This is a genomic window from Hanamia caeni (genome assembly GCF_003721595.1).
GTDB classification, from domain to species: Bacteria; Bacteroidota; Bacteroidia; order Chitinophagales; family Chitinophagaceae; genus Ginsengibacter; species Ginsengibacter caeni.
Window position 1 is genome coordinate 484,472 of sequence record NZ_RJJR01000002.1, and the last position, 25,206, is coordinate 509,677.

23 protein-coding genes are annotated in these 25,206 nt (G+C 39.1%); 10 read left to right on the plus strand and 13 right to left on the minus strand.

Translation table 11 applies throughout. The annotated features are described in order from the left end of the window. Positions 1-184 precede the first annotated feature (184 nt). From EFY79_RS05355 to EFY79_RS05385, 6 genes are all read right to left on the minus strand, one after another. Complete coding sequence (locus EFY79_RS05355) at positions 185-1,720, minus strand: PorV/PorQ family protein (protein ID WP_123119637.1); 1,536 nt, start codon at positions 1,718-1,720, stop codon at positions 185-187. After that, the gene (locus tag EFY79_RS05360) at positions 1,717-2,586 is read right to left on the minus strand and encodes a carboxypeptidase-like regulatory domain-containing protein (protein ID WP_123119638.1); all 870 of its coding nucleotides are present in this window, start codon (positions 2,584-2,586) and stop codon (positions 1,717-1,719) included. Before EFY79_RS05360 ends, EFY79_RS05355 begins: the two co-directional genes overlap by 4 nt. An 84-nt stretch (positions 2,587-2,670) precedes the next feature. Further along, on the minus strand, positions 2,671-3,423 hold the full coding sequence (locus EFY79_RS05365) for a DUF5995 family protein (protein WP_123119639.1): 753 nt from the start codon (positions 3,421-3,423) through the stop codon (positions 2,671-2,673). 10 nt (positions 3,424-3,433) lie between these two features. After that, positions 3,434-4,651, minus strand: a complete 1,218-nt coding sequence (locus EFY79_RS05370; RefSeq protein ID WP_123119640.1) for a patatin-like phospholipase family protein — start codon at positions 4,649-4,651, stop codon at positions 3,434-3,436. A gap of 396 nt (positions 4,652-5,047) precedes the next feature. Next, entirely contained in the window at positions 5,048-5,464 is a 417-nt protein-coding gene (locus EFY79_RS05375; RefSeq protein ID WP_123119641.1) for a DUF1003 domain-containing protein, read from the minus strand. 340 nt (positions 5,465-5,804) lie between these two features. Beyond that, complete coding sequence (locus EFY79_RS05385; RefSeq protein ID WP_233577926.1) at positions 5,805-7,226, minus strand: MFS transporter; 1,422 nt, start codon at positions 7,224-7,226, stop codon at positions 5,805-5,807. A gap of 401 nt (positions 7,227-7,627) precedes the next feature. Between EFY79_RS05385 and epsC the strand changes: the two genes are divergently transcribed. The 5 genes from epsC (at position 7,628) to EFY79_RS05410 (ending at position 12,354) form a co-directional block, all read left to right on the plus strand. Further along, positions 7,628-8,449, plus strand: a complete 822-nt coding sequence (epsC, locus tag EFY79_RS05390; protein ID WP_123119643.1) for a serine O-acetyltransferase EpsC — start codon at positions 7,628-7,630, stop codon at positions 8,447-8,449. Between the two features lie 3 nt (positions 8,450-8,452). Then, positions 8,453-9,325: a cysteine synthase CysM gene (gene cysM, locus EFY79_RS05395; RefSeq protein WP_123119644.1), complete on the plus strand. Its 873-nt coding sequence runs from the start codon at positions 8,453-8,455 to the stop codon at positions 9,323-9,325. Positions 9,326-9,677: 352 nt separating this feature from the next. Continuing rightward, positions 9,678-10,142, plus strand: coding sequence for a hypothetical protein (locus EFY79_RS05400; RefSeq protein ID WP_148041857.1), 465 nt, complete (start codon positions 9,678-9,680; stop codon positions 10,140-10,142). A 61-nt stretch (positions 10,143-10,203) separates the two neighbouring features. Continuing rightward, positions 10,204-10,749: a hypothetical protein gene (locus tag EFY79_RS05405; RefSeq protein ID WP_123119646.1), complete on the plus strand. Its 546-nt coding sequence runs from the start codon at positions 10,204-10,206 to the stop codon at positions 10,747-10,749. Positions 10,750-11,076: 327 nt separating this feature from the next. Further along, a complete protein-coding gene (locus tag EFY79_RS05410) occupies positions 11,077-12,354 on the plus strand; it encodes an aminotransferase class I/II-fold pyridoxal phosphate-dependent enzyme (RefSeq protein WP_123119647.1) in 1,278 nt (425 codons plus the stop codon). Positions 12,355-12,531: 177 nt separating this feature from the next. Here the strand turns inward: EFY79_RS05410 and pdeM are convergent, their stop codons facing one another. The 6 genes from pdeM to EFY79_RS05435 all read right to left on the minus strand — a co-directional run bounded on the left by pdeM (position 12,532) and on the right by EFY79_RS05435 (position 18,260). After that, positions 12,532-13,194, minus strand: coding sequence for a ligase-associated DNA damage response endonuclease PdeM (gene pdeM, locus EFY79_RS05415; protein ID WP_123119648.1), 663 nt, complete (start codon positions 13,192-13,194; stop codon positions 12,532-12,534). A gap of 100 nt (positions 13,195-13,294) precedes the next feature. After that, positions 13,295-13,429: a hypothetical protein gene (locus EFY79_RS21875; RefSeq protein ID WP_262683730.1), complete on the minus strand. Its 135-nt coding sequence runs from the start codon at positions 13,427-13,429 to the stop codon at positions 13,295-13,297. Between the two features lie 135 nt (positions 13,430-13,564). Beyond that, positions 13,565-15,451, minus strand: a complete 1,887-nt coding sequence (locus EFY79_RS05420; RefSeq protein WP_123119649.1) for a M56 family metallopeptidase — start codon at positions 15,449-15,451, stop codon at positions 13,565-13,567. Positions 15,452-15,498: 47 nt separating this feature from the next. Continuing rightward, positions 15,499-15,897 carry a BlaI/MecI/CopY family transcriptional regulator gene (locus EFY79_RS05425; protein ID WP_123119650.1) on the minus strand — a complete coding sequence of 133 codons (399 nt, stop codon included), beginning with the start codon at positions 15,895-15,897 and terminating at the stop codon, positions 15,499-15,501. Positions 15,898-16,098: 201 nt separating this feature from the next. Further along, entirely contained in the window at positions 16,099-16,533 is a 435-nt protein-coding gene (locus tag EFY79_RS05430; RefSeq protein ID WP_123119651.1) for a DUF805 domain-containing protein, read from the minus strand. 191 nt (positions 16,534-16,724) lie between these two features. Beyond that, entirely contained in the window at positions 16,725-18,260 is a 1,536-nt protein-coding gene (locus EFY79_RS05435) for a trypsin-like peptidase domain-containing protein (RefSeq protein ID WP_123119652.1), read from the minus strand. A 393-nt stretch (positions 18,261-18,653) separates the two neighbouring features. Between EFY79_RS05435 and EFY79_RS05440 the strand changes: the two genes are divergently transcribed. Both EFY79_RS05440 and EFY79_RS05445 read left to right on the plus strand, forming a co-directional pair. Further along, complete coding sequence (locus EFY79_RS05440) at positions 18,654-19,043, plus strand: hypothetical protein (RefSeq protein WP_123119653.1); 390 nt, start codon at positions 18,654-18,656, stop codon at positions 19,041-19,043. A gap of 73 nt (positions 19,044-19,116) precedes the next feature. Beyond that, a complete protein-coding gene (locus EFY79_RS05445) occupies positions 19,117-20,745 on the plus strand; it encodes a T9SS type B sorting domain-containing protein (protein WP_123119654.1) in 1,629 nt (542 codons plus the stop codon). A 100-nt stretch (positions 20,746-20,845) separates the two neighbouring features. On the opposite strand, the gene EFY79_RS05450 is transcribed toward EFY79_RS05445, so the two are convergent. Continuing rightward, positions 20,846-21,841 (minus strand): acyl-CoA reductase, encoded by a 996-nt coding sequence (locus EFY79_RS05450; protein ID WP_123119655.1) that lies wholly within the window; start codon positions 21,839-21,841, stop codon positions 20,846-20,848. A 94-nt stretch (positions 21,842-21,935) separates the two neighbouring features. On the opposite strand from EFY79_RS05450, the gene EFY79_RS05455 reads away from it, so the two are divergent. The 3 genes from EFY79_RS05455 to EFY79_RS05465 all read left to right on the plus strand — a co-directional run bounded on the left by EFY79_RS05455 (position 21,936) and on the right by EFY79_RS05465 (position 25,184). Further along, a complete protein-coding gene (locus tag EFY79_RS05455) occupies positions 21,936-22,283 on the plus strand; it encodes a 4Fe-4S dicluster domain-containing protein (RefSeq protein ID WP_123119781.1) in 348 nt (115 codons plus the stop codon). A gap of 99 nt (positions 22,284-22,382) precedes the next feature. Next, complete coding sequence (locus tag EFY79_RS05460; protein WP_123119656.1) at positions 22,383-22,859, plus strand: YybH family protein; 477 nt, start codon at positions 22,383-22,385, stop codon at positions 22,857-22,859. Between the two features lie 201 nt (positions 22,860-23,060). After that, positions 23,061-25,184: an endonuclease MutS2 gene (locus EFY79_RS05465; protein ID WP_123119657.1), complete on the plus strand. Its 2,124-nt coding sequence runs from the start codon at positions 23,061-23,063 to the stop codon at positions 25,182-25,184. The last annotated feature ends 22 nt before the right edge of the window (positions 25,185-25,206 follow it).

Consider the following 25,206-nt stretch of genomic DNA (forward strand, 5'->3'; position numbering starts at 1 on the left):
AATAGATGAATTTTTTATTTAAGACAAGATGCTGTACGTATCCCGGCATACCGAAGAATTGTTTTACCAGGCTGCTGAAATTTTTAAAAAATTATCCGGAATATAAAATGCTATTTTTTGTTGCTTTACTGATAATCAGAAAAAATCCTTCTAAGAAAAGGGCAGAATATTGTTGCAGGCAGATTTAAAATTCAAAAACAAAACCGGAATATATTTTACCATTAAAAGCTTTTGATTTACCCACTTTTACGTCGTTTACCATCAGATGGTTGTCATTGATATAGGCGATTTTAAAACTTTTAAATCTGAAGGAAGCAGAAAAACTTTTTTGTTTAAATGCATATCCGGCGGCGATTAAGCTGTTATTAAAAGGCACATAATTCACTCCCACAGAAGCATCATAAAATTGATTACCGGCATACAATGCATCAACGCCTACATTCAATCTTTCATTTTTATAACAAATGCCAAGGCCAAATGAACGTTGGTTTTTATAAATTGGTTTTAATGAATCCTTTATATACAAATCACCATACAACTCTGTGCCTGCTACATTCATAACCGTAAATCCGGCCTGTAAGAAACTGGTAATGGCATAGTTCACAGAAATATCAGCATCAAAACGATTCAATTTGGTAGTATCATCGGTAAAAGTATTGGTAACGGCGGTATCATTCTGTCCTATAAATAATGAAACAGGTTTGGTAAATTGCTGCCAGGTAGATTTGGCAGTAACGCCTACGCTGAGCTTGTAATTAATATTATAAGCGGCAGAAATAAAAGCAGCAAATTCTTTTAATGTTTCGGCAGGATGTCCCGTTTTGGTGATGGGGTCATCCACAGGAAAAGAACCAATATATTCTACGCCCCTGAATTCATCCTGCTTTGTATAAATTCCACCGAGTGCCAAATACAACTTGGGATTCACTTTGTGAAATGCTGAAAATTTTACATTGTTTTTAAAGTTGGTGAGAAGGCTTATATTATTGGGTTTAGCCGATTTTGCAATGGCAGCGCTGTTGAAAAAAACAGCCTCCGACAGATTTCTTGAAGGTGAAAAATTGAAGCCGGTATTATCGGTGTTGGTCATGGCCGAGGCTTGTAAAAATTTACCATATTTGATTTTACCGGGATACAACTTATGCGCGACAAATAATCCCGTGGCGGGCTGAACGATTGCGGCAGTTAACAGCTTTTGAAACAAATTTAAAAACCCGCCTGAAGCTATTGCCTGGCTTCCCGGGGCCTTGCCGGTTATGGTTTGCGCAGGCAAACCATGTGCAGAATCCAGTAATTGCTCAGCTAAAATATCAGGCAATTCTATTTTTTCACAATTCTCTACTACTTTCCAGTTTTTTACTGTTACATACAATTTTGTGGGGTCTGTATTTCGCTTATCAAGGTCCTCAGAAATAAACACTCTTTGCAATTTTTTGCAACTGCTGCATTTGGTAATGATGTAAAGTGCCACTTCTTTGTCTAGTAAATCATTTGCTTTCCAGCCTGTATTTATCTGAAAAAATCCCTGCGGATCAGTAGTGGTAGCTACAGATGCCGCGGGATTAAAAGAGGGGATCACTACAATGTTTGTGGCTCCCCTGGTAGAAGTGGCTACTCCATTATTCAGGCAGCGTAGTATGCCTTTAATTATCACTTCCTGGGCTATGGAGACGTTTGCCATAAAGGCAAGGGCTATTACAAAAAAGGTTTTCGTTTTCATTTTTGGGAAGATTTAGGGTTATTTAAGGGAACCGGGTTCAGCACAAATTCTATATGATCAATTTCGCCGGATTCTATTTCGAATACTTTTGATTTGTCTTCATAAGAGCTGTGGGATGTAACCAGCGTAATCCTGTCGCCAAAATGGTAGCCCGGGATTGGAATCTCAAAACTGCCGTCATTTATAGTTCTGGCTGAATAAGGCGTTCCGTCCACCTGCACCTCCACATCCCTTATAGGGCGGTCCGCCGCATCTTTTACCGTCCCTGACAACCGGATAACTTTTGCCTGGCTTAATGTGATTTTAATGGGGCTGAACCCCGCAAGTAAGGTGTCAATGGTAACTTTGCCGTATCCATCGCTTACCACATTTATAATAATATTGTTTCGTAATTGCTCTTCGGGGATGTCAGGAAAAACTACCAGGCCGTCGCTATTTATTGAAGAAGTCCGTTGATAATGAGGAAAAGTGATGGTAACGTTGCCTCTTGTAACCGGGTTGTTATCCTCGTTAAAAACCCTGATAGAAAGTATCTGGTCCGATGTGCTTTTTGGAAGCATAAAACCTCCCACTACTGTTAGTATTACGCCTACAATTGGCCCGGTAAACTTATAAGTTACATTGGATTGAATTCCTTTAAGACTGGCATAAGAATTCATTATCCCAAATATGAGCGCGCTGGCAGCAATACCAAATAAAATCAGCACAAGATAAAACACCCGGTCGTCCATTTTTTCGTTGCCTGCCTGCTTCAGTGAATGGAAATAGTAATAGCCTACTATTACTGCGGCAATAAGGCTTATTGCTGAAATCAGGAGATAAGTGGTGACAGATACAGGTTTCGCTGTTGTTGGTTTTTGGGCCATGACTTTCACATTTTATAAAAATCTTAAAAGATCGGATATCGGAGTCTAAGGGTTTGTCAAACTGGATTGGATGTAAGATTTTGCTTATTTTTTAAGCATTGCTATCAGCTTATCTATTTCAGGATTTTCCATCATCCTGACAGGTTTCAACAAAAATTCCATCCATACACCGGGGCTAATAATTTGCCTCGCAACATCCACCACCATACTATCTATCTTTGAAATGTGGCTTGGCTTACCATCTGCGGTTATATTGGCCAAAACAATGGCATTTGCCCACGAGCATTTTCTTGCTGTTTCAATGCTAAAATTCAACACCGCTTTTTCCCTGTGGTTGCTGATATCAGCGAACAATTTCAATGGAGGCCAAATACTAGTCAACGAATTCTGCACTAATTGTGATTCAGCTTCTATTATGTCATTTATTTTTATGAAATCTGTTTGAAGGTCATAAATTGTATCGCCGGGGCAGCAATCGGCCGCAGCAATTGCCAGGTCGAGATTTATGTGGGTATTTATTCCGAGCAAAAGGTGTTGCAGCACAATTAAATTTAAATCATCTGTTGCCTTAAAAGCGATTTGCCATGCGTGTGAACAATTTTGCTGGTTAATATAACAGTTCCAGGCTTCAAAATACCTGGAAGCAAAAATAATATCCAATTGCTCCATTCTTTTCGCATCCTGGAATTCATTGGCAATGATGGCCTGCTTAACGGCAATCGTCATGCGCTGGTAAAGCGCGGCGAAATATCCAATACGGCTTTTGTGAACCATGCACCATTGAATGATTTCTTCCAGTTGAGCAATTACCCCATCAATGGTCGTTACAGGATTCATCTTAATATTTTTATGCTTTAAAATTATCGAGCCATTCAGGACTGCTCATTTGTGTCTGAATGCGGGTGATATCGCCAGATGCTGTCACGAGCAAATCGTTGCATCGCTCATTAATAAGATCTTTTCTGAAATTGTTTCCGGATTGAACGATATATTCGGCCATTTGCTGGCCAATAATTTTCATCAAATCAAATTTTGTAACGTCCGCCATATCAATATCCGCCAGTATACTTTCATTTAAATCGTGAAGCCATTTGCTGCCATATTTAAATTCATCAAGTGCATCCGTATTAGGAATCTTACTAATCGCTGTTGGGTCAAGGGAAATCTGGTATCTTCTAAAATCAATCGTTTCGCTGATCATCGGCGATCTGAAGGTATTTACCTGCATGGCGCTTGCATCCTGGCCCATGTGGCTCATCAGCCAGTTTAGCCAGAACTTTACATCAATTCCATGTGGATTTATTGTGTCATTGGGTTTGATAAATTCTCGCGAAATACCTGTTCCAAAACTAAAAAGTGTGATATCAGCAATTTGATAAGCCGAAAGGTTTGACATTTTATCGGCGCGGCTGTAAGAAACGGCCTCCATGAAAGCTGCTAAAGAAGGATTGTTATACGTTGTAGTGCCTCCATCCAGAAAACGTTCCAGCGGATAGAAATATGTTGGGGCGCTCATGGTGGCTTCCATTACTGAGCGCAAAAGCACATTCTTATAGGTGCCGTAATAACTTTCATCATCCTGCTTAAAGCATGAAAAAAACGTTTCTTCCGAAGCTGAAATGTCGTGCGCGGTTATCATTAAATCCAGGTCGTGTAAGCGGCAGGCATCTTGTAGATTAATATCTTTAATAATTCCTTTTAAAATCGATCTGTATTTTTCTTTCGTAAAAGCCGGAGGATTTATAAACCTGTTTCCCAAAAATCTTTCATCAAAAACTTCGGTTACTAAATTCACATACATTTTTTCTATGTCCTCCGCAGGATGGCCGGTGGTGATTAAGCCTGCGATGATACCGCCTGTAGAGGTGCCAGCTACCATATCAAAAAGTTCATAACAGGGAATACCGGCGATTTGTTCCAGTTTTTTGAGCAGTTGAATGGTAAGGATTCCGCGCATACCGCCTCCATCAAGGCATAAGATTACTCTTTTCCGCGGGTTGATATTAAGGTTTTCAAAAGCTTGTTTCCTTTGCGAACTCAGTTTTTCCAAATTGGGTTTTGCCATTTTATAATTGATTATGAGATTTATTTTGTCAGATTCTGAAAATCAAAAAGGATGGTCCCTAAAATGATACGCTCGTTTTAGAAATATGGTGGAGATTTTTTTACAAAGGCAGCGAGAAAGGTCTTGTAATAAGATTGGATTATAACAGGAACAGAATAAATTTCTTCTTTGGGAAAGAGAAGATGTTTTAAAATTAGAATTTTTTTTCTAACAATGAAAAAAAATATTACCTGGTTCCTTAATCTATGGAATAAACCGGGGAAAATACTTGTGGGATTTTTAATCAACCTTTTTCGGTTATGTACTCAAGCAGAATAAAAATTACGACTTTTTATCGCTTTACTGCCGTTGCTAGATTCCACGAAGATGAGCTAAAGTGCAGTAATATTTTTACAATCAATTTCTTGATTTTAATTCGTCCAGCATTTTGATAATCTTATCAAGTTTATAAATCTCAATAAAATTGAGCTTTTCCTGAAGCGCCTCTATTTCCAGTTTTGCCTGGGTATTGGTTTCGTAATCTTTTTGTGCCTGCGCCCTGTCCCTTTCGTTTTGCCTGTTTTGCGCCATCATAATGATAGGTGCTGCATACGCGGCCTGAGTAGAAAAAAGGAGGTTTAAAAGAATAAACGGATAAGCGTCCCAATGATGAATAGCTCCAAATATATTTAGCGACATCCACGCAATTACAAAAATAGTTTGCCAAATAATAAATGTCCACGAGCCAATCATTTTCGCTACGCGGTCTGCCAGCTTTTGGCTAAAAGATAGCCGCTCCAGGTACATCTGGTGCCATGTATTATTTTTACTCATTCATTTTTAGATTAGATGAAAAAATGGGAAATTTATCAGGTAAAAATATACAAACTATCAAAAGAATTATTTCGTGTTTGTTGATTTATCATAAAACATACAGAGATAAAAAACCAGCTTATTTATTGTTTTACTACTGTTGTATTATTAAGCTGATTGTAATTTGGAAGATTATTCCGCTGCAGAAATAATGCCCTGGCTAAATTAAGTGCATCTTTTGAAGATGAAGAATTTGCGTATCGAAATTCAAACACACAAAGCAAACAAAAAAGCCTAATCTGGCTTTGCAGAAAAGGCTTTATAGTTTTTAGGTTTATTAAATTAAGCTGCTAACGGATTTTCACATTTTTGGATAGGCTACATAGCCCCCACTTCTTGTGCGGCCGTGAACAATACGATTATCACGTTTTTTAGTTTCTGAAGTAACAGTTTCAGGCCACGCCACAAAGCCCGGGCGTGGATTGTCAGGTTTATTATTTATAGTTTTCATTTCATTTTTTTTAATTGAGCCCATTTCATGATGGGTATCATCCGCTTGGGGCAGTTTTAATTTACGCGCCAATAACGCGGTTCCAAATCCTAATATTCCTATCAGCATGAAAGACCATCTGAGGCTGATTGCCTGTGCAATAAAACCTATCACAGGAGGGCCTACCAGAAATCCGAGAAAACCAATTGTAGATACGGAGGCAAGCGCCGTTCCCGGCGACATGGTTTTTGATTTTCCTGCAAGGCCATACACAATCGGCACCACCGAGGAAACGCCAAAACCTACTAATAAGAATCCCAGCGTGGCGGTGATAATATTTGGGAAAAACACGGATAGTAACAAACCGGTAGTAATAAGGGTGCCGCTTATTTGCAACATCGTTTTAACTCCCAGTTTAGTAACCAGTCCATCGCCTAAAAAGCGACCGAGCGCCATCATTGCTGTAAATGCCACATAGCCTAATGTAATCATAGAGGCCGGAGCTTCCACAATATTTTTGAAATAAACTCCGCTCCAGTCTGCCATTGCACCTTCGCAAAGCAGCGTACAAAATGCAATCATTCCTAATAGAAGTATGGCTTTATCCGGCTTTACAAAAAGTTTTTGTGCCTCACCGTTGCCTGCATCTTTGGGTAAGGTATTTCTGAAAAACAATAGCAAAAGAATGCCGGTAAGTGCGGCCACAATGGTGAAGTGAAAAAACGGGGGAATGCCCTGCGAAACAAATACAGTTCCGATAAGGGCGCCACTAAAACCAGCAATACTCCATAGGCCGTGAAACGATGCCATCACGGATCTTCCATATAGTTTTTCTACACCAACCGCCTGGGTATTCATCGCAATATTCAACAGGTTGCCTAATACGCCAAAAAGAAAAAGCGAAAACGATAAAATAAATACCGAACCCGCTGATGCCAGCAATAATAAAATGGCAGGGTAAATTAAAGCGCCGGTTATCATCATTGGCCTGCTTCCATATTTTGAAACCAGCCAGCCGGATAAGGGAAGGCTAAGCATTAATCCAGCAGGAAGTGAAAAAAGAACACCTCCAAGTCCTGCGTCGCTTAATTGCAGTTTTGCCTGGATGGCGGGAATACGGCTGGCCCATGTAGCAAATGTTAACCCCGCAATAAAGAAAAAGACGCTGGTGGCGATCCTGTATCGCCGCATTTGCCTTTCGCCGCTGAAATAGGTATCGTTCAATTGATCGGTTTTAAGGAGGCTTGTCCAGAATGCGCCTCTTTTTACCAAATTTATATTTTCTAAGTTCATAATTTTATTTTTGTTTTCATCCACCTCCATTTTGATGGATACATTTATCGTGGATGGTTTAGCAAAATTAGAACCAGTAAAGTCCTGCGGGCAATCATTTTATGCTTAAAATACTCATGCTAATAGTGTCAAAAGATTGTGAAAACGCTGTCTGGCATTGCATTTTATCAAAATATACCAATGATCCCCAAATGAATAGATAGTGCCCGCGTGGATAGTCGGAAATCCAATAATATCAGCCAAATTGTCTTATATTTTTGCTTTAAACCCCATAACCTATAAAATGAAAAACCGCGTTATCTGTCTGTTCACTATCATTCGTTCCAGTTAAAAATTTGAGTGTAAACCAAAACTTGAAATGAAAAAACTAATTTTACAGTTCTTTAAACGAAAGGCCTAACATGACAGAAGATTTTTTAAGAGATATTTATTTGAAACAGCGGCAAAAGGAGCAGGTCCCTTCTAATAAACTAATTGCCAATTGGGCATTAAATCTTATTTGCTTGTTGTATCCTGAGATGTCTAAGTGCAGTTATCCTGATATGGCGGCTATTCAGCATAGGTTGTCTGATCTTAGCCATGAATTAAAAAAGATTCTTGATGCTACCAGGGCATGCACCAATTGTGACCATGAAAAAGTGAGCGCTGATTTTTTTGAACAATTGCCTGAGATTTTCCGGGTTTTAAATACAGACATAGATGCCATTCACCGGGGCGACCCGGCCGCAAAAAGCAAATTTGAAGTTATCAGAGCTTATCCCGGCTTTTATGCGCTTTGTTTTTATAGGATTGCTCATGCGCTTCATTTGCTGGATGTGCCTCTTATACCGAGAATTCTTACTGAATATGCTCACAGTAAAACCGGGATAGATATTCATCCTGCCGCCAAAATAGGCGAATATTTTATGATGGATCATGGAACGGGTATTGTGATTGGCGAAACGTCTGTTATCGGAAAAAATGTAAAAATGTACCAGGGGGTGACCCTCGGCGGATTGAGTATTAAAAAAGCAATGAGTCGTCAAAAGCGTCATCCCAATATAGAAGACAATGTAATTATTTATTCGAACGCCACTATTCTTGGCGGCGATACGCTGGTGGGCGAAGGCTCTGTTATTGGCGGTAATGTCTGGCTTACGCAATCTGTGCCTCCTGGATCGCTGGTTATTACCAATCCTCAAATCACTATAGTTGAAAATAAATTTGTAAATAACAACGTGTAATCAATGCCCACTATTTTAGATGCCGTAGGTAAAACTCCCTTAGTGCAACTTCAAAAACTTAATACCAATCCTGATGTAAAAATATTTGCCAAACTGGAAGGCAACAACCCCGGCGGAAGTGTAAAAGACCGGGCTGCGTTAAATATGATTAAAAACGCCCTTGACCGTGGCGACATTCAATCGCAAACAAAAATCATTGAGGCAACTAGCGGAAATACCGGGATTGCCCTGGCACTTATGGCCAGTATTTATAACCTGCCCATAGAATTGGTAATGCCCGAAAATTCGACCCGGGAAAGGGTGTTGACGATGGAAGCATATGGAGCAAAGGTTACCTTGTTGTCATCTATAGAAGAATGCCGCGACTATGCGGAAGAAAAAGGATTGCATAAAGAATATTACGTTGTGAACCAGTTTGCCAATCCGGATAATCCTGAAGCGCATTATAAATCTACCGCCCCCGAAATCTGGAACGACACCGATGGCCAAATCACACATTTTGTAAGCGCGATGGGAACCACGGGCACCATCATGGGCTGCTCACAATATTTAAAGGAACAAAATGAAGAGGTTCAAATTATAGGCTGCCAGCCTACAGAGGGCGCGTCTATTCCCGGAATAAGAAGATGGCCTGTTGAATATATCCCTAAAATATTTGATGCCAGAAGAGTGGACAGAATTATAGACATTTCGCAGGAGGATGCCGACGAAACATGCAGGCAACTGGCGCGACTGGAAGGCATTTTTGCGGGAGCCAGTAGTGGCGGTGCTGCTGCGGCTGCACTCCGTCTTTCCAAAGAATTAAAAAAAGGAGTGATAGTATTTATTGTTTGTGACCGGGGTGACAGGTATCTGAGCAGCAATTTATTTGGCTGATTCTCCGGCAGAAATACCTATGCCATTTCTTTTTAAATTACTATTAAAAACGGGAAGTTTTTTTTCCAAACAGGCAGTCATTTTTTCTTACACGCTCCAAAATTTCTTTTTTCTTTTCCGCTCATCTACAATTTTCATAAAAATATTTTTTTTATCGGGAAAGCCTGTCTCCCGGTTCAACCATAGAAAATAACATTTCAGCAGAAATATTAAATGGTTCATACGCTCCGTTAACGCAGCCTTAACAAAACCCAATACCGGCGCGGATTACCGCCAATACAAAATGACTTTTCACCGGGTTTGAAAGCATATAATTTTATTGCTCATTCTTTCACTTTTAAAAATTTCGATTATGAAAAAGCTTATTATTTTATGCCTTACAGCGGCGATTAGTACAGGTATTTTTGCCGCCCGCAAAGACTCAAATTCCATTGACGGAGCACAAAAAATCATGAAAATCTTCCATAGCCATTTCCCCGAAATTGCTGACCCTACCTTGAGCAGAGCAGGAGATTTCTACGTGGTGTATTTCAATGAAGAAGAATCAAATTCTTCCTGCCGCATTTATTATGATGGCAATGGAAATGTGGTTAAAACTATCAGGAATTATACTGCGGAAAATCTCAATCCCTACATCCGTCAGAAAATTGAAGCAAAATATCAGGGGAAAAATATTTACTCGGTTACTGACGTGACTGACGAATTTGATCATTATTATGAAGTTATTGTTCAGAATGAAAAAGCAATGTGGGTATTGCACGTGAACAATGATGGAACTTCAAGTATTAAAAACAAATATAAAAGGGCCGCCATGTAAACTAATTACAGCCAGTTATTTTCCAAAGTAATTTTTACCGGACGTCCATAAAAAAACAAACATGAAAACATTTTTCATAGCCATAGCAGCCGGATGTATTTCGGCAATGGCATTCACAAACGATAGCGTTGCACAGCTAAAAGATGCAGTTACGATTGATAATACAATCGCGCCAAATCAGCTTAATTCTCCAGTAGCTTTCCATGAACCGGATTTCGATAATCTAAATCCTTATGCCGTTAAAGCAGTTAAAAGATTTACGAAACAATATAGGGAGAAGAATGCAAGATGGACTGAGGAGAGTGATTGTTGGGTGGCAGCCTTTTCACGCGATGGCATACATTATTCAATCTATTACGATAAAAGAGGAAACTGGGTTGGAAGTGTGAAAAGCTATGGAGAAGATAACCTGCCTAAAGATTTGAGAGACGAGATAAGGCGTGAATATTTTGATTATAATATTTATACAGTAAAGGAATTGGAAACTATGCAAAATATGGACGCTCCAAGTTATCTCGTTACATTGGAGAACGCAAAATCTGTAAAGCAGGTGATGATTAGCGAAAATAAAATGAGTATTTACCGCGAGTTTATTAAAACCAAATAGGTGGATGAATCGATTCGGGAATGGTCGGAAAATTAATTTTTCCGGCCATTTTCTATTTGGTGGTTTTTTGCAATCTTTATGTGACTGAGTAAATCATTTGTAAAAATTTTAACGGGATTGTAAAACAAAAACTCCGGTTATTTGTTGTTTTACCAGTTTGTTTAAACAATTCATATTTCAATATTTATTACTTTTGCAACAAATTTTATACAACCCGTTATATCATTTTGATTTGGATTTTATTACAATGCTGCTATGGAATGCCATTCTTTTCAGTAACTGGCCCAATGATTTTTTCGCGCAATTAACTAACATAAAATAAATTAGATGAATGACCTTTTTGATAAGATGAAGAAAGATGCAGGTCCTCTGGGTTTGCATCTTAAGAGAGCTCATGGATATTTCGCTTTTCCAAAGCTTGAAGGAGAACTTGGAAACCGTATGATTTTTCGTGGAAAAGAAAAAATTGTTTGGAGCCTGAACAATTATCTTGGAATGGTAAACCACCCCATTGCTAGAAAGATTGATGGTGAATCTGCCCAGAAATACGGATTAGGCAATCCCATGGGATCAAGAATGATGAGCGGAAATACTGCGTTGCATGAAGAGCTTGAAAGAGTGCTTGCTGATTTCGTAAGTCGTGAAGATGCAATGGTGCTCAATTTTGGCTACCAGGGAGTCATGAGCTGCATAGACGCGTTGGTTAGCCGGCATGACGTGATTGTTTATGATGCCCAGGCGCATGCCTGCCTTGTAGACGGTGTTAGACTTCATATTGGATATAGCTATACTTACAAGCATAACGATATTACCGATTGTGAAAAGCAACTAAAACGCGCCACAGCAATGGCTCAAAAAACCGGCGGCGGTATATTGGTTATCACCGAAGGAGTTTATGGAATGAGTGGAACCCAGGGAAAATTAAGAGAAATAGTCGCGCTTAAAAATAAATATGATTTCAGATTGTTAATTGATGATGCACATGGTTTTGGTTCTATGGGGCCTAATGGCGCGGGCACTGATGAAGCCCAGGACTGCCAGGAAGATGTAGACTTGTATTTCAGCACGTTCGTAAAAAGTATGGGAAGTATCGGCGCTTTTATCGCAGGTCCACAAGATGTAATTAATTATTTACGATATAACGTTCGCTCACAGATTTATGCGAAAAGCTTGCCTATAGCTGTAGTAGATGGCATGTTAACCAGGATGGAAATGTTAAAAAATCTGCCTGAATTGCGCGAAAAACTATGGCACATTGTGAACAGGCTGCAAAATGGTTTAAGAGAAAAAGGATTTGACATTGGCGCCACCAACAGCCCCGTGACACCTATTTATATGAAAGGCGGACTGCCGGAAGCTACAAATATGGTAATGGATATCCGCGAAAACTATAATATTTTTTGCTCTGTAGTAGTATATCCGGTAATTCCTAAGGGTGAAATTATTTTTAGAATCATTCCGACCGCAGCCCATACTGATGAAGATGTAGACCTCACATTAAAGGCATTTGAGGAAACCAAAAAGAAACTGGATAACGGTGACTATAAAGCTGATGAAATTCCGGATATGTCTGAAGCCGGATACCTTCACAAAACGGTAGCATAAAAAAACCGGGCTTTAAAAAAAGCCCGGACAATTAAAACCTTAACCATTTAATCTTAAATCAGAGTTCTAATAATAAGTCGGTGCATAATTGAAAAAGGTTGTATGGCTTTTATTTTTTTGAATATTTTAGATAATTCATAGTTTCTCCCAGGCTTATACCTTTCATAAAAATATTCCTTATTGAATCTGAATAATTGATTTTTCCACTATGGCAAAAATATGGTCTGAGATTGAGGGCCTTATTTTCGCAAGGCCCGTAAATGCACTAAATGAAGGCAATACCGCAAATTTTTTACCGAAATAAAAGCAGGGAAACATTAGTGATTGATTGCCAGGGCCCTTCAGCTTTATCCCGGGATGAATATGACCGGAAAAAGTAAATTGAGAAGCACCCGGCTCAACGCAATGGTTGGCAATATCGTGCACAAAACAAAAAGGGTTTATCAATAAATGATCCCCGAACACTTCTATCTGCGCCTCCTCATATTTTTTTTGGGATAAAATATCATGATTTCCTTTTACCAGGATAAATTTCCGCGAAGGCATATCATTTCTCCATTTCAAAAAAAAATCAATTTCCTTATTGGCAACGCTATGGAATAAATCCCCCGTAATCAGCACGATTTCAGGATTAAAAAATTGTACCTGCGCAAACAGCGTTTGAAGGTCATTTTTGAAAATATTTTGTGGAATAGCAATCCCAGATTTTCTGAAATGACCGGATTTGCCGAGGTGCAAATCTGAAAGGATTAAAATTTTTTTTTCTTCCCAAAAAATACATCGCGCCGGAGAAAGCCAGAGTGTTTGTTGATGAAATAAAAACCGAAAGGAAGCAGACAACTTTTTTCAGCAAGATAACTAAATTGATATAAAACTTTCTGCCCGGTTTTCTGTCAGTAAACAAGCAAATATTGAAGATTTTTATTTTGTAGGGTAATTATTAATAGCCGCTGAAGTGACGGTTATTTACTCCCCGATTGTGCTGAGCGCTGGACGGGTTTTTAGAGCCGGCGCAGGATGATAAAATGGTGATGATACCTAAAATAACTACCATGGATTTTAAAATCGTTCTCATAACGCGTTATTTATTTGCTTTTAAAAATTGCAGTGAATTCTTTAACGATCTGTACCAAAATTTATTGCAATTTTTTTTCAAATGGGATAGGGTAGTTTTTGGCAAAATTTAATTTTGACCACAATCCGGAAACTTCTATCCCTGGCGGGTTGCCAAATTTTCCTGTAATTTCTCCAATGAATGTTGCAAAATGTGCAGGCTGCTTTGCGCTGGCTTATTTTGCGAATTACTAAAAAGCGAATCGCTAAGATGTTGCAATTTTTCCTGTTGTTTTTTCCATTCGGGACTGTTGAAGTATTCTTGCGTTTTTTTTGCATCTTTCTTTAGAAGTTCCTGTTGCTTCTTCCATGCATCACTTTCAAAGTACTTGTGCATCTGTTCGGCATTTTTTTTAATAAGCTCCTGTTGCTTTTTCCATGCATCACCTTCAAAATATTTGTGCATCTGCTGCGCATTTTTTTGGATGAGTTCCTGTTGCTTTTTCCATTCGGCACTATTAAAATATTTTTGCATGGCAACGGCATTTCCACGCAACAAATCCTGTTGTTTTTTCCATGCGTCGCTTTCAAAATATTTCTGCATTTTCTCCGCATTTTTCTTGAGAGCCTGCTGCTGCTTTTTCCATGCATCACCTTCGAAATATTTGCGCATCTGCTTCGCATTTTTCTCAATCACTTGTTGCTGCTGTTTCCAGGCTTTACTATCAAAATAATTCATCATCGGAGGAAGAGAATCATTTCTAAAGAACGGCGCGGCAGGTGGTAATGGAGCAGCGCCTGGCAACGGGGGAACCGGTGGGGTGGGAGGAGCAGGCGGAGGCGGAGGTGCTAATTTTGGCGCAGCTATAATAGCAACGGGAGGTACCGGAGCTTTTGGAGGAATAGGCGCCACATCTTCCGGCAATGAATCGCCCGCCGGCCAAAAATTCATTGAGTTAAAAAAAAGCGGTGTTGTTGACTTCATCAAACCTTTCGTTTCTGCTTTGTAAAATTTTTTTTGGAAGACAGGACTTGTTGAAGGGTTTAACCATGCAACTGAAATGGTCGCGATTGAAATAACCAAAAGCGTGATGAATTTTTGGCGAAGGCCCAGTTGATTGTTTTTCGTTTCCATAATATTTTTTATTCGGTGAAATAAATAAGAGCGTTTGTTCACTGCAGTCATTACCAGCGATTGTTTTTTCAAAGGTTCTTCCAGGGACAATAAGGCATGTGCATAATGAAACGGCGTTGAAAACTGGACTACCATTTCATCGCATGATTTTTCTCTCTCTTCACGAATGTATTTAGTGATCCACCAGCCAAAGGGATTAAAAAACAGGACTATATCCAAAACTGTCTGGATGATATTCAACAAATAATCGTTGCGACGGATGTGGGCAAGTTCATGGAGTAAAATCGCCTCGAACTGTTCAGGAGATAATTTGCTCATCGCAGAAAAAGGGAGCAATATTACAGGCTTTAAAAAGCCAATCATCATGGGAGTATTCACGTGGCTTGAAAAAAAAGCCCGCAATGAAGTTTTGATCTGCATGCTCCTGGCGAGCCGGCTAAGATTTTGCTGAAAGACCGGATCGGGTTCAATAATTCCGGTTGATTTTAATTTATTAATTTTTAAAAAATTAAACAGGAAACGAAAAGTATACCATCCAATACCTAATACATAAATTGCAGCAATGAAAGGCAGGTATTCATTTAAAAATGACATTAAAAACAAAGCTGATGAGTTTGAGCCGGCATTGGCGTTCAGTAATTCACTGGAAGCAAAGCTGGCTGTGGAGGCAAAATTGACATGACTATACGCAATAGAATATTGATGAATAAATGTTACAATAAACCATGTGCCTATTGCCAGGTATGCGCAATAGGAAAGATTGTATTTCACATTTGACGCAGAATGGGGAATAAGTTTTAAAATAATTCGCAAGCAAATAAAGATGATAAACGCCTGTGCCAAACTGAGCATTATGGTATGGCCAATTGCTTCTGCCATTGAAGAAAATAGAAAGTTTACCTGGTTCATGCTGTAGCTTTTGATTTTTGATAAATTGTTTACTTCTTCAGTTATAATTAAGATGATTTTTTTGAAGATTTACTGCGATTTTCAATCTCATCAAGGTAATTTTTGATCTCCCGGATTTCTTCCCTTGATGCCCGGTGATTGCCCAATGCATGCATGATGAGTTTGGCAGATGACCCTTTAAAAAAGCTATCAATCATTTTGCCCACTATTTCTTTTTGAATAGACTGCTTTTTTACCGCGGCAAAATATATATGCGATTTTGATTCATCATTACGGCTGAGCAATCCCTTTTCATACATTATCTGCATTAATTTTAAAGTGGTTGTATATCCCGCTTCTTTTTTTTCAGATAAAATGTCGTGCACTTCCCTGACGGTAGACGGGCCTTTCTCCCACAGGATTTTTAAAATGTCCATCTCGCTTTCTGTTGGCTTTATATTTTTCATGCTGCTTGGTTTACTACGAATTATTTCGTAGAACGAATGTACGAACAGTTTCGTATTTGCAAAATTTCTTTTTTCTTTTTAAAAAAAATTAACAAACACCTGGGCAGAAAACTTGGGTGGGAAAACAAAATGGGATAAAAAAATCCCCCGGTTCAAATATGAAACCTGAACCGGCGGACTGCTGATCAAAGATTAAGAAAATTATTTTTGAAGGTAATTACCTACTTCGTCTATTTCGTCATAATTACCAATGCCTTTCGGGTTAATTCCATATTGATTTGCCCCTGAAATGCTATCAGTACACATTAAGACCAGCAACCAGATTGCGCCTGCTATAGGTATTAAACAAATCAGGAAAAACCACCCGCTTTTACCTACATCATGAAGCCTGCGCACTACTACAGCCAAGCTGGGAATCAAAATTGCGAGCTGATAGAAAAGATAAAAATACCCGTAAGGCAGTTCGATGGGGCCGTTAAAGGTGTTAATAGAAAAGTTGGTGCCGAGCAGCTTATCTAAAAGCATGGCGGCAATTGCAAAAATCAGGTTGAATAATACGAAATACCAGTATTCGCTGCGACGTGACCTTCCGGAAAAAACAGCATACTTTCTGAAAGCGCTTAAATAGTAATTCATTTAGTTTGGTTTTATTTTAAGAATTAGTTAAGGCGTATAAAAGTATCCCGATTTATTTAGTTTCAAAAGAAATCCGGCATATTTTTTCAGGAATAAAAAATCGAGATATTTATAGCTTTACTACTCTCCGCAAATTTTCAGGCAAAAAAAAGACCGCAACACAGCGGCCTTTTCTAATCGGATTTAAAATTTTATTCAGGTGAATTATTCATTGATAAAGGATATTCAAATGGCTCATTATACCCGGGATAATAGCCACTGATAGTAATATCAGTTTGATTACCTATCTCTTTTTTCAAATCATCCAGTGATTTCACATCTTTACCATTCACTTTAGTGATGATGAAGCCATCTCTCATACGGGTTTGGTCGTTAAGAACGCCATCGTTAATTTTTTTAACTACAACGCCTCCGGGCAAACCGAGTTGTTTGGCTTTTTGTGGATCTAAAGTTTCCAATTCTGCACCCAGCTTGTCCACCATCGGAGCAGCTTTAACTATGGAATAAGTTCCCGCATTATTTTTCAGGGTTACTTTCATTGTTTTTTCGCTTCCGTCGCGGCTAACAGTTACATCCACTTTATCTCCCGGCCTGAAGTTGCTTAATTGTTCCTGCAATTCAGATCCAGAATTAATGGTAACGCCATTAATTTTTTCGATAACATCTCCCGGTTTGATACCAGCTTCTTTAGCAGCGCCATTAGCCACTACATCTGTAATGTAAACTCCATCTACATTCTCAGGAACATTTGCCTGCTTTTTTTGCTGATCGGTAAGGCGGCCCGCATCTAAGAATGCGGCTCCTAAAAATCCGCGCTGCACGCTTCCGTATTTTATAAGGTCATTCACTACTTTTTTAACGATGTCAACCGGAATGGCATAGGAATATCCGCTGTAATACCCGGTAGGAGAAGCAATAGCTGCATTTATACCGATCATCTGGCCGCTTGTATTTATTAAGGCACCGCCGCTATTTCCAGGGTTTACGGCTGCATCTGTTTGAAGGAAAGATTCAACTGCCAGTTGCTGTCCGCCGGATTTATCATGGTTAAGCCCCAGCCATCTTGATTTAGCGCTGATAATTCCGGCTGTAACTGTAGCGTCGAGGTATAAGGGATACCCAATCGCTAATACCCATTGCCCAATTTTTGTATCGGATGAATTACCATAAAGCATAAAGGGCAAATTATTCGCATCAATTTTTATCACTGCCAGATCGTATGAAGGATCCGCAGCAATCACTTTTGCAGTATAAGTTTTCCTGTTGCTCATGGTCACCGTCACTTTATCAGAGCCTGCCACCACGTGGTTGTTAGTTACGATATATCCATCATCACTAATGATAACACCAGAACCGGATGCCTTCTCCGGTAGCATTCTTTGCCTTTGCCCCTGGCCAAAAAGCTGGTTAAATAAATCGTCACCAAAAAGATCTGAAAATGGATTTTGTTGCTGAGGTAAATTGTTATTTACCGTTTTAGCATTAGTCAGGGTTTTGATGTGCACTACAGTCGGAATCGCTGCTGCAGCCGCCTGGGTAAAATCAACCGGCCCACCCATCGGGCTATTACCGCTGTCTAAAAAACCAGCATACTTATAATTTGCCGGAAGAGTAGATTGAAAATTCGGGTTATTTCTGTTGTGGTCAATTTTATTGAAAGTGAAAATAACTGCAAAAGTTGTAATAGCACTTATCAGCACAGTTAAGAGAACATGTTTTGTTTTCATTTATGGAAAATTTTATTTTATAGTTAATTAAATATTTTCAGAACTCAATTCAGGGTAAGTTGACAGCCTGCCGGTTTGTTTGCCTCAAATTATATGCCCGCGAATAAAATTAAAGTACTACTCATCAAAAATTTTACCGTCTATTTACCTTTAACAATAAATTAAAAATACTTTTCAATTATGTAAATATTGTTTTGTTATTAAAATGGAAATTTAGGTAGACGTTTTTTGACAGTGTAAAATTCTAAACGTCTTTTAAAAGTATCCTGCTGATTTAGTGAATGCAAGAGAAGTTTTTATAAGCTCAAAAGAAATTCCATTGTGTACCAAAATCAGGTATTTTAATTTTTTTTATCTATCTTTCTTATCCATTAACTTTTAAATTTGTCAATCATGAAAACAAAATTATTCTTGCTTTTTGCTACCGGCTTGTTGGTAGCCTTTACTCCGGCAAAAAAAGCAAGTACTGAAAAGTCCAATGCGCAACCCGCTCCCCTTATCGTTCATACCTTTCATAAAGTGGAAACTGGAAGCGACGCTAAATCTTATTATGTAACATTAGCCTTTAACCTATCAACGCAATCATTTGCCGCCATTTCTGCGCATGAAAATATTGTCAACCCGCCTGGAGAGTTAAACGTAACGCTAACCAGTGGTCAGGCCACCACTTTGAATGGTAATGGATCAACTATCGACATAACAATGGATCTTCATCTTAGCATTGATGGTACCTCAATTACAATAGCCATCCCGCAGGAATCGGGGATCCCCTTCGACTATTGAGAATTAACTGAGTCAGTATCATATCATATCTGCTCGCATTTTATTATTTGGTTACAAATTATCGGGAATTTATATGAAGATATGGTTAATATTATTTTCCCTTATTGCCACAGCCAGGAATACCATGGCGCAGGATAACTGTAATAAAATGCCTTTCTATCCTGCCGATTATATTGGCAATCCTTCATTGGAGCAGGTGTCCTATTCCTGTGAAACGGATTTAATTACTACCACGAGCCCTTTGTTTGTTCCAATGATTTCTATCATTCCTTACTGGCAGGAACCGGTATTGGACTATATGGGCCTTACTTATTTTGGCCAGTGCAATCGTTTCTACATTCCCAAAAATCCACGTGATTATTCTTATGAAAACTCAGGTTATCCTCTTTATGATCCTTTGGTTCCCCAGCCTATTCCTGATGGAAAGGGAGTCATCGGAATTTCAAGTGACCGATCCTTGAGCGGATCCGCTTCTTCTGATAGATACAGGGCAAAGAATTATATCTGTACCAATCTCTTACGCCTTTTAAAAAAAGACAGCCTGTATCGTTTAAGTTTTTATCTTGGGTTTGGAATAAAGGACACAAATTCCATTCCTTATAACGGCAGGCTTGGCTATAATGTTTCCAAATCTCCTACAAAGTTCGCTTTGTTTGGAGTGATTGACAGCACTCACCTCCCTTTTCCCAGGCCACAGGGAAATCATGGCACTTACGGCTGCCTTTCACAGATAAACCCTGAATGGATCAATCTTGGCGAGGTTATCATCAGTGGAAAACCTGGTAGTTGGGTTAGGGCCATCATCGAGTTCATCGCGCCTGCCGATATAGAATCTATCGGCATCGGGCCTGCCTGCGATATGAGCGATGTGCCTTATATGCCCCGTGCAGCGAATGAAGTGTCGGAATTTTATTTCCTCGACCATCTTCAACTTTACCAGGCCTCGGCGCCCAAGCCGATTCTTGAAGTAGCTAATGGCAGCCTTTGTGACGGGCCCAATGCTTTCACTACCCTGCACATGAAATCTGATAGCTATTATGCAGGCTCACAACTGCAATGGTATAAGAATAATGCGCCTGTAAACGAAACAGGCGGCTCCATTACCATCACCAAAGATCAATACGGCGAAGGCTGGTATCAATGCGGCGTACAGAATGACTCAGTTTGCATCCGCTCGGATTCTTTTTACGTAAACTGGGATCCTGTTATCAATCCAACCATCAGCAGCGACCCTGATACGGTGGCCTGTTATGGAGAAACGCAATTACTGGCTATGAACGGCGGCCCAAATACTACCTATCTCTGGAGCAACGGCTCGCGTGGATCTTCCATTACGGTTAGCCAGAGCGGCACTTATACAGTGGAGGCCTCGAACGCCTGCAATTCTGTGACGGCAACAAAAGTCGTAGCATTTAAAGAATGCCCGCCCATACTCTTTGTTCCGTCAGCGTTTACGCCTAACCATGACGGACTAAATGATATTTTCAAAGTCCATTCTATGGGAACCATCAAATCTTTCAGGATATCAATTTTCAACCGCTATGGCCAGCGTGTATTTTTTACAAAAGAAATTTCGCAGGGATGGGATGCTATCTTCAACCATACTGCACAGCCGGCGGGTATCTATATATGGATCGCGCAGTACACAGATGCCAGGGGCGTTACCCACAGAAAAAATGGCACGGTAGCAGTGATCAAATAAAGAGAGATTTTGAAAATAAATAATTACTGTTCATGTCTCAAATCAATTCTTAATAACTACAATTACCAAAACTCATCTCACCAATCTTAAAAAGGCAAATTCACAAGCCCAATAAAAATTCCATCGTGTCTACTCCATCAGCGTAGTCAAACAATCCTGGCTGCTGCGATTTACCAAAAGCTACAGCATTTTCAGCAACAATGCATTGTATTTCCGGGTTTTCATTTAATTGTGCCGAAATAATTTTTTCATCTTCATAAAAAGAATAATGAAGCACGCTTACGGCTGAAAAAGGGTTACTGTTTTCAGATAGAATAATAGATTCATTTGTCATGTAGAATTTGTTATTCATAATAAACAAGGCAAGATTGTAATCGTAATTATTTCGGTACTTGGTAATGTCTTTAAAGTAATTGTATTTTTTAAATGCACGTAACAATAATTCAAAATTATAATTTTCGGGAACCCACAATTGAGTGACGTTCCGGCAGCCCAACCCAAAATAGAGATTTACATCATCCGCCAGCAGGCTTAGTTGTTCTTCACTTTCATCACCTGTTAATATGGCAACAGACGTTTTATTGTTTCTGATGATAGATGGATATTTACCAAAATAGCGATGAAAATATCGTGCTGAGTTATTACTTCCTGTGGCAATGTACGCTTCGCAATTTTTTAAAGTTTCACTGATTCGTATCCGCGAAGCGCTTGTTGCATCCCACTCTGCCAGTTTTTTAATAATGAAAGGAAGTAATACATCATCTTTATCCGACAGCTTTATTTCCTGGTGATGGCCGGAAACAAAAACGCATAAAAAATCATGCAACCCTACCAGTGGGATATTGCCAGCCATCACGATTCCGATTCTGCGCGGATAAATATTATCATCAATATGGTAATAATTTACCCAATTGCTCAATTTTGTTTCGTCGAGATAATTTTCAGAAATACTTTTAAAGGCATAATCAACAAAATCTTCCGTAAACCATTTATTTTTTTCAAAAGCCTTTTGCTTAACTGCTGCCAACTCTTCATTGTTTGTCAACAGAAATTTGCCAAGCCGCGCTAATATTTGAATTCTTTCAGATAAGGCCATGATGATTCAATTATCTTTATATTTGTATTAATTAATGGGGCCAAAATTCGGAAATAATTCTGACCTCGCAGAACTGCTTAAAAAACATATAATAATGGCGATTAAAATAACAGATGAATGTATCAATTGTGGGGCATGCGAGCCCGAATGCCCCAACAATGCAATTTATGAAGGCGGCGTAGAATGGGCCTTGGCCGATGGAACTTCGGTTAAAGGAGACGTTACTTTGCTGGATGGAAGCATTATGGATTCAGAGCAACGGAATGCTCCTATTGCTGACGATATTTATTATATCGTTCCTGATAAATGTACCGAGTGCCAGGGATTTCATGAAGAGCCACAATGCGCTGCGGTTTGCCCGGTTGATTGTTGCATTCCTGATGAAATGTACCAGGAAACAATTGAGGAATTGTTGGCAAAAAAGGATAAATTGCACATATAATTTAAAAGGTGTAACAGCCTTCAACATGCAGGTGATATTTCCTGCGCATAGGCGATGGTATTGAAAAATGCTTTCGCCTTTTTTATAAACCACTAATTTATGCTTAAGGAAAGCCTTGTTTATATTGCGTTTATTTTTTTAATCTTCCCTGTTTTTTTTTCCTGCAATGTAAAACAGGAAAATCCAGCCAAACCGGCTACTCACGAAATGCTCAACACTGACCTGGCCTTTTCGGATATGTGTCGCCAGGTAGGAATGAAAAAAGCTTATTTGCAATACATAGATGATGAAGGCGCATTACTGAGGCCTGATCATTTACCAATAGTAAGCGCGGATGCAATAAAATACATAAGCCAGCTAAGCGACACAGCTTATACACTTTCCTGGAAACCCGCTCATGCAGAGATTGCTTCTTCCGGCGATTTGGGATATACTTATGGCACTTTTGAATTGCAGTTTGAGGATACCACGCTAACCGGCACGTATGTCAACATCTGGAAGAAACAAAAAAATGGTGAATGGAAATTCGTTTTAAACAGCGATAATCCCGGAACCGAACCGTCTGCTATGCAGTGAACCCACAAATAAATTGTTTTTTATTTCAGAGTTTCCGGACGAACATTAATTAAGAACATATTTTCTTACAACAATTTCCAAGATTGCCTCCCTGTATATTTAAAAATAGTTTCCTTTACCGGAATCATTAATTTGAGCATAATTTCTCCGGTAAACATATCTTACATTTACCAGCAACAAAAAAATGGAGCTTTTTAATACATGACACTCTTTCCCGGATCCGCTGTCCAACAACTGGAATTTGATAAAATAAAGCTTTTGCTTGCGCAACATTGCCGCTCCCAATATGCGGCCGGTAAAGCAAACGAATTGCGCATCCATACGAACAGGAAATTTATTGAGCCCGAGCTTTTGCAAACAAATGAATACAAGCTTATTTTTCAAAATCATTTAAATTTTCCTGATGATGCTGTATTAGACCTTGCCAGGGAATTAAAGTTATTAAGCATTGAATCTTCTGTGCTTTCAGGCGATCAGTTCCTCCAGATAAAAAAGCTGGCTTTAGCTATCCAGCAAATTTTCAGATGGTTTTCACCCGATAGAAAAGTGGCATATCCTTCGTTGGCATCTATTATTGAACAAACCTGGTTTGAAAAAAACATCGGGATGTTGATTGATGAGATAATTGATGAGACAGGAATGGTTAAAGACAATGCTTCTGAAAAACTTTCGTCAATCAGAATAGCTCTTTATAGAAAACGCACTGAATTAAAAAAAGTTTTTGCAAAAATTGTGAGCCGCTTAAACAAACTGGGCTACCTGACGGAGATAGAAGAAAGCTTTATGAATGGAAGAAAAGTTTTGGCTGTGTTTGCCGAGCAGAAAAGAATGGTGAAAGGAATTTTGCACGGAGAAAGCGATAGCAGGCGCACTTCATTTATAGAGCCGGAAGAAACCACTTATTTAAATAATGAAATTGTAGCATTAGAGAATGAAGAACTAAAAGAAATTTATATAATACTTCAACAGCTTACTACCAGGATGCGCGCCTACCATCCTTTGCTGACCAGCTACCATCAAATGATTGGTGAATATGATTTTATCAGGGCGAAGGCAAAGCTTGCATTGGATTATAATGGAAATCTTCCTTCCTTGCATGATACGCCAATGCTGCATCTTAAAAATGCGACTCATCCCCTGCTATTTATTTATAATCAAAAATCCGGCAAACCCACCATCCCGGTTGATCTTTCATTGGATGACAAAAAAAGAATTCTCGTAATCAGCGGCCCTAATGCAGGCGGAAAAACGGTAACGTTAAAAACCGCCGGGCTCCTGCAAATTATGGTTCAATGCGGATTGCTTGTTTCGTGTAGCCATGACAGTGAGTTTGGAATTTTTAAACAACTGATGATTCATATCGGTGACACACAAAGCCTCGAATTTGAATTAAGCACCTATTCGTCCCATCTTTTTAACATGAAATATTTTATGGAAAATGCGAACGGGAAAACGATGTTTTTAATAGATGAACTTGGTAGCGGCAGTGATCCAAACCTGGGTGGCGCTTTTGCAGAAGTCATCATGGAGGAGTTGGCAAAAAAACATTCATTAGGAATTGTTACCACGCATTATCTTAATCTGAAAGTAATGGCGAATAAGGTAAGTGGAATTATAAACGGCGCCATGGCTTTTGATGAAAAAAATCTGAAACCGTTGTACCGCCTTGTTATCGGCCAACCGGGAAGCTCGTACACTTTTGCAATTGCCGAACGCATAGGGCTGCCGAAAGAATTAATACAAAAAGCCAGGAAGCTGGTAGATGATGCTCATTTTTCGCTGGATAAATTGCTGAACCGGACAGAGCAGGACCAGCAACAGATGGAGCTGGAAAAAAAACATCTCAGCAAGTTGCTGGCTGAAAATGAAAGACTACAAAAAAATTTAAATCAGCTAATCGCTAAGGAAAAACATCAGCAACAAATAGAACTCTTAAAAGAGCAAAACCGGATTAACCAATCGAAATATAATTACCTGAAAGAGATGGATCGGAAATTAAAATCCCTGGTAGCAGAATGGAAAAAGACGGATGATAAAAAGAAGGTAATTAAAATGATGCAGGCTGCCCTTTATAAACAACCTGAAAAACAAATATTAAAGAAGAAACAGCAAAAAATAGACGACAAATTTGTTGAAATAAACAAGCCGGTAAATATTGGCGATAAAGTAAAAATGCAACAAAACCGGCAGATTGGAACCGTTAAAGAAATTCGTGGCAAAAAGGCAATTGTGTTGATAGGCTCAATGCCTATCACTGTTTCTTTGGATGACCTGGCGGTAGTGGCGGAAAGAATTACTAACAATGAATCTCAGCCTGGCGCGTGATACAGTAAAGCAACAAATAATG

Bases quoted from the DNA above. Each gene is read 5' to 3' on its own strand.
- EFY79_RS05355 (WP_123119637.1), bottom strand. From the start codon at position 1,720: ATGAAAACGAAAACCTTTTTTGTAATAGCCCTTGCCTTTATGGCAAAC.
- EFY79_RS05360 (WP_123119638.1), bottom strand. From the start codon at position 2,586: ATGGCCCAAAAACCAACAACAGCGAAACCTGTATCTGTCACCACTTAT.
- EFY79_RS05365 (WP_123119639.1), bottom strand. From the start codon at position 3,423: ATGAATCCTGTAACGACCATTGATGGGGTAATTGCTCAACTGGAAGAA.
- EFY79_RS05370 (WP_123119640.1), bottom strand. From the start codon at position 4,651: ATGGCAAAACCCAATTTGGAAAAACTGAGTTCGCAAAGGAAACAAGCT.
- EFY79_RS05375 (WP_123119641.1), bottom strand. From the start codon at position 5,464: ATGAGTAAAAATAATACATGGCACCAGATGTACCTGGAGCGGCTATCT.
- EFY79_RS05385 (WP_233577926.1), bottom strand. From the start codon at position 7,226: ATGAACTTAGAAAATATAAATTTGGTAAAAAGAGGCGCATTCTGGACA.
- epsC (WP_123119643.1), top strand. From the start codon at position 7,628: ATGACAGAAGATTTTTTAAGAGATATTTATTTGAAACAGCGGCAAAAG.
- cysM (WP_123119644.1), top strand. From the start codon at position 8,453: ATGCCCACTATTTTAGATGCCGTAGGTAAAACTCCCTTAGTGCAACTT.
- EFY79_RS05400 (WP_148041857.1), top strand. From the start codon at position 9,678: ATGAAAAAGCTTATTATTTTATGCCTTACAGCGGCGATTAGTACAGGT.
- EFY79_RS05405 (WP_123119646.1), top strand. From the start codon at position 10,204: ATGAAAACATTTTTCATAGCCATAGCAGCCGGATGTATTTCGGCAATG.
- EFY79_RS05410 (WP_123119647.1), top strand. From the start codon at position 11,077: ATGAATGACCTTTTTGATAAGATGAAGAAAGATGCAGGTCCTCTGGGT.
- EFY79_RS21875 (WP_262683730.1), bottom strand. From the start codon at position 13,429: ATGAGAACGATTTTAAAATCCATGGTAGTTATTTTAGGTATCATCACC.
- EFY79_RS05420 (WP_123119649.1), bottom strand. From the start codon at position 15,451: ATGAACCAGGTAAACTTTCTATTTTCTTCAATGGCAGAAGCAATTGGC.
- EFY79_RS05425 (WP_123119650.1), bottom strand. From the start codon at position 15,897: ATGAAAAATATAAAGCCAACAGAAAGCGAGATGGACATTTTAAAAATC.
- EFY79_RS05430 (WP_123119651.1), bottom strand. From the start codon at position 16,533: ATGAATTACTATTTAAGCGCTTTCAGAAAGTATGCTGTTTTTTCCGGA.
- EFY79_RS05435 (WP_123119652.1), bottom strand. From the start codon at position 18,260: ATGAAAACAAAACATGTTCTCTTAACTGTGCTGATAAGTGCTATTACA.
- EFY79_RS05440 (WP_123119653.1), top strand. From the start codon at position 18,654: ATGAAAACAAAATTATTCTTGCTTTTTGCTACCGGCTTGTTGGTAGCC.
- EFY79_RS05445 (WP_123119654.1), top strand. From the start codon at position 19,117: ATGAAGATATGGTTAATATTATTTTCCCTTATTGCCACAGCCAGGAAT.
- EFY79_RS05450 (WP_123119655.1), bottom strand. From the start codon at position 21,841: ATGGCCTTATCTGAAAGAATTCAAATATTAGCGCGGCTTGGCAAATTT.
- EFY79_RS05455 (WP_123119781.1), top strand. From the start codon at position 21,936: ATGGCGATTAAAATAACAGATGAATGTATCAATTGTGGGGCATGCGAG.
- EFY79_RS05460 (WP_123119656.1), top strand. From the start codon at position 22,383: ATGCTTAAGGAAAGCCTTGTTTATATTGCGTTTATTTTTTTAATCTTC.
- EFY79_RS05465 (WP_123119657.1), top strand. From the start codon at position 23,061: ATGACACTCTTTCCCGGATCCGCTGTCCAACAACTGGAATTTGATAAA.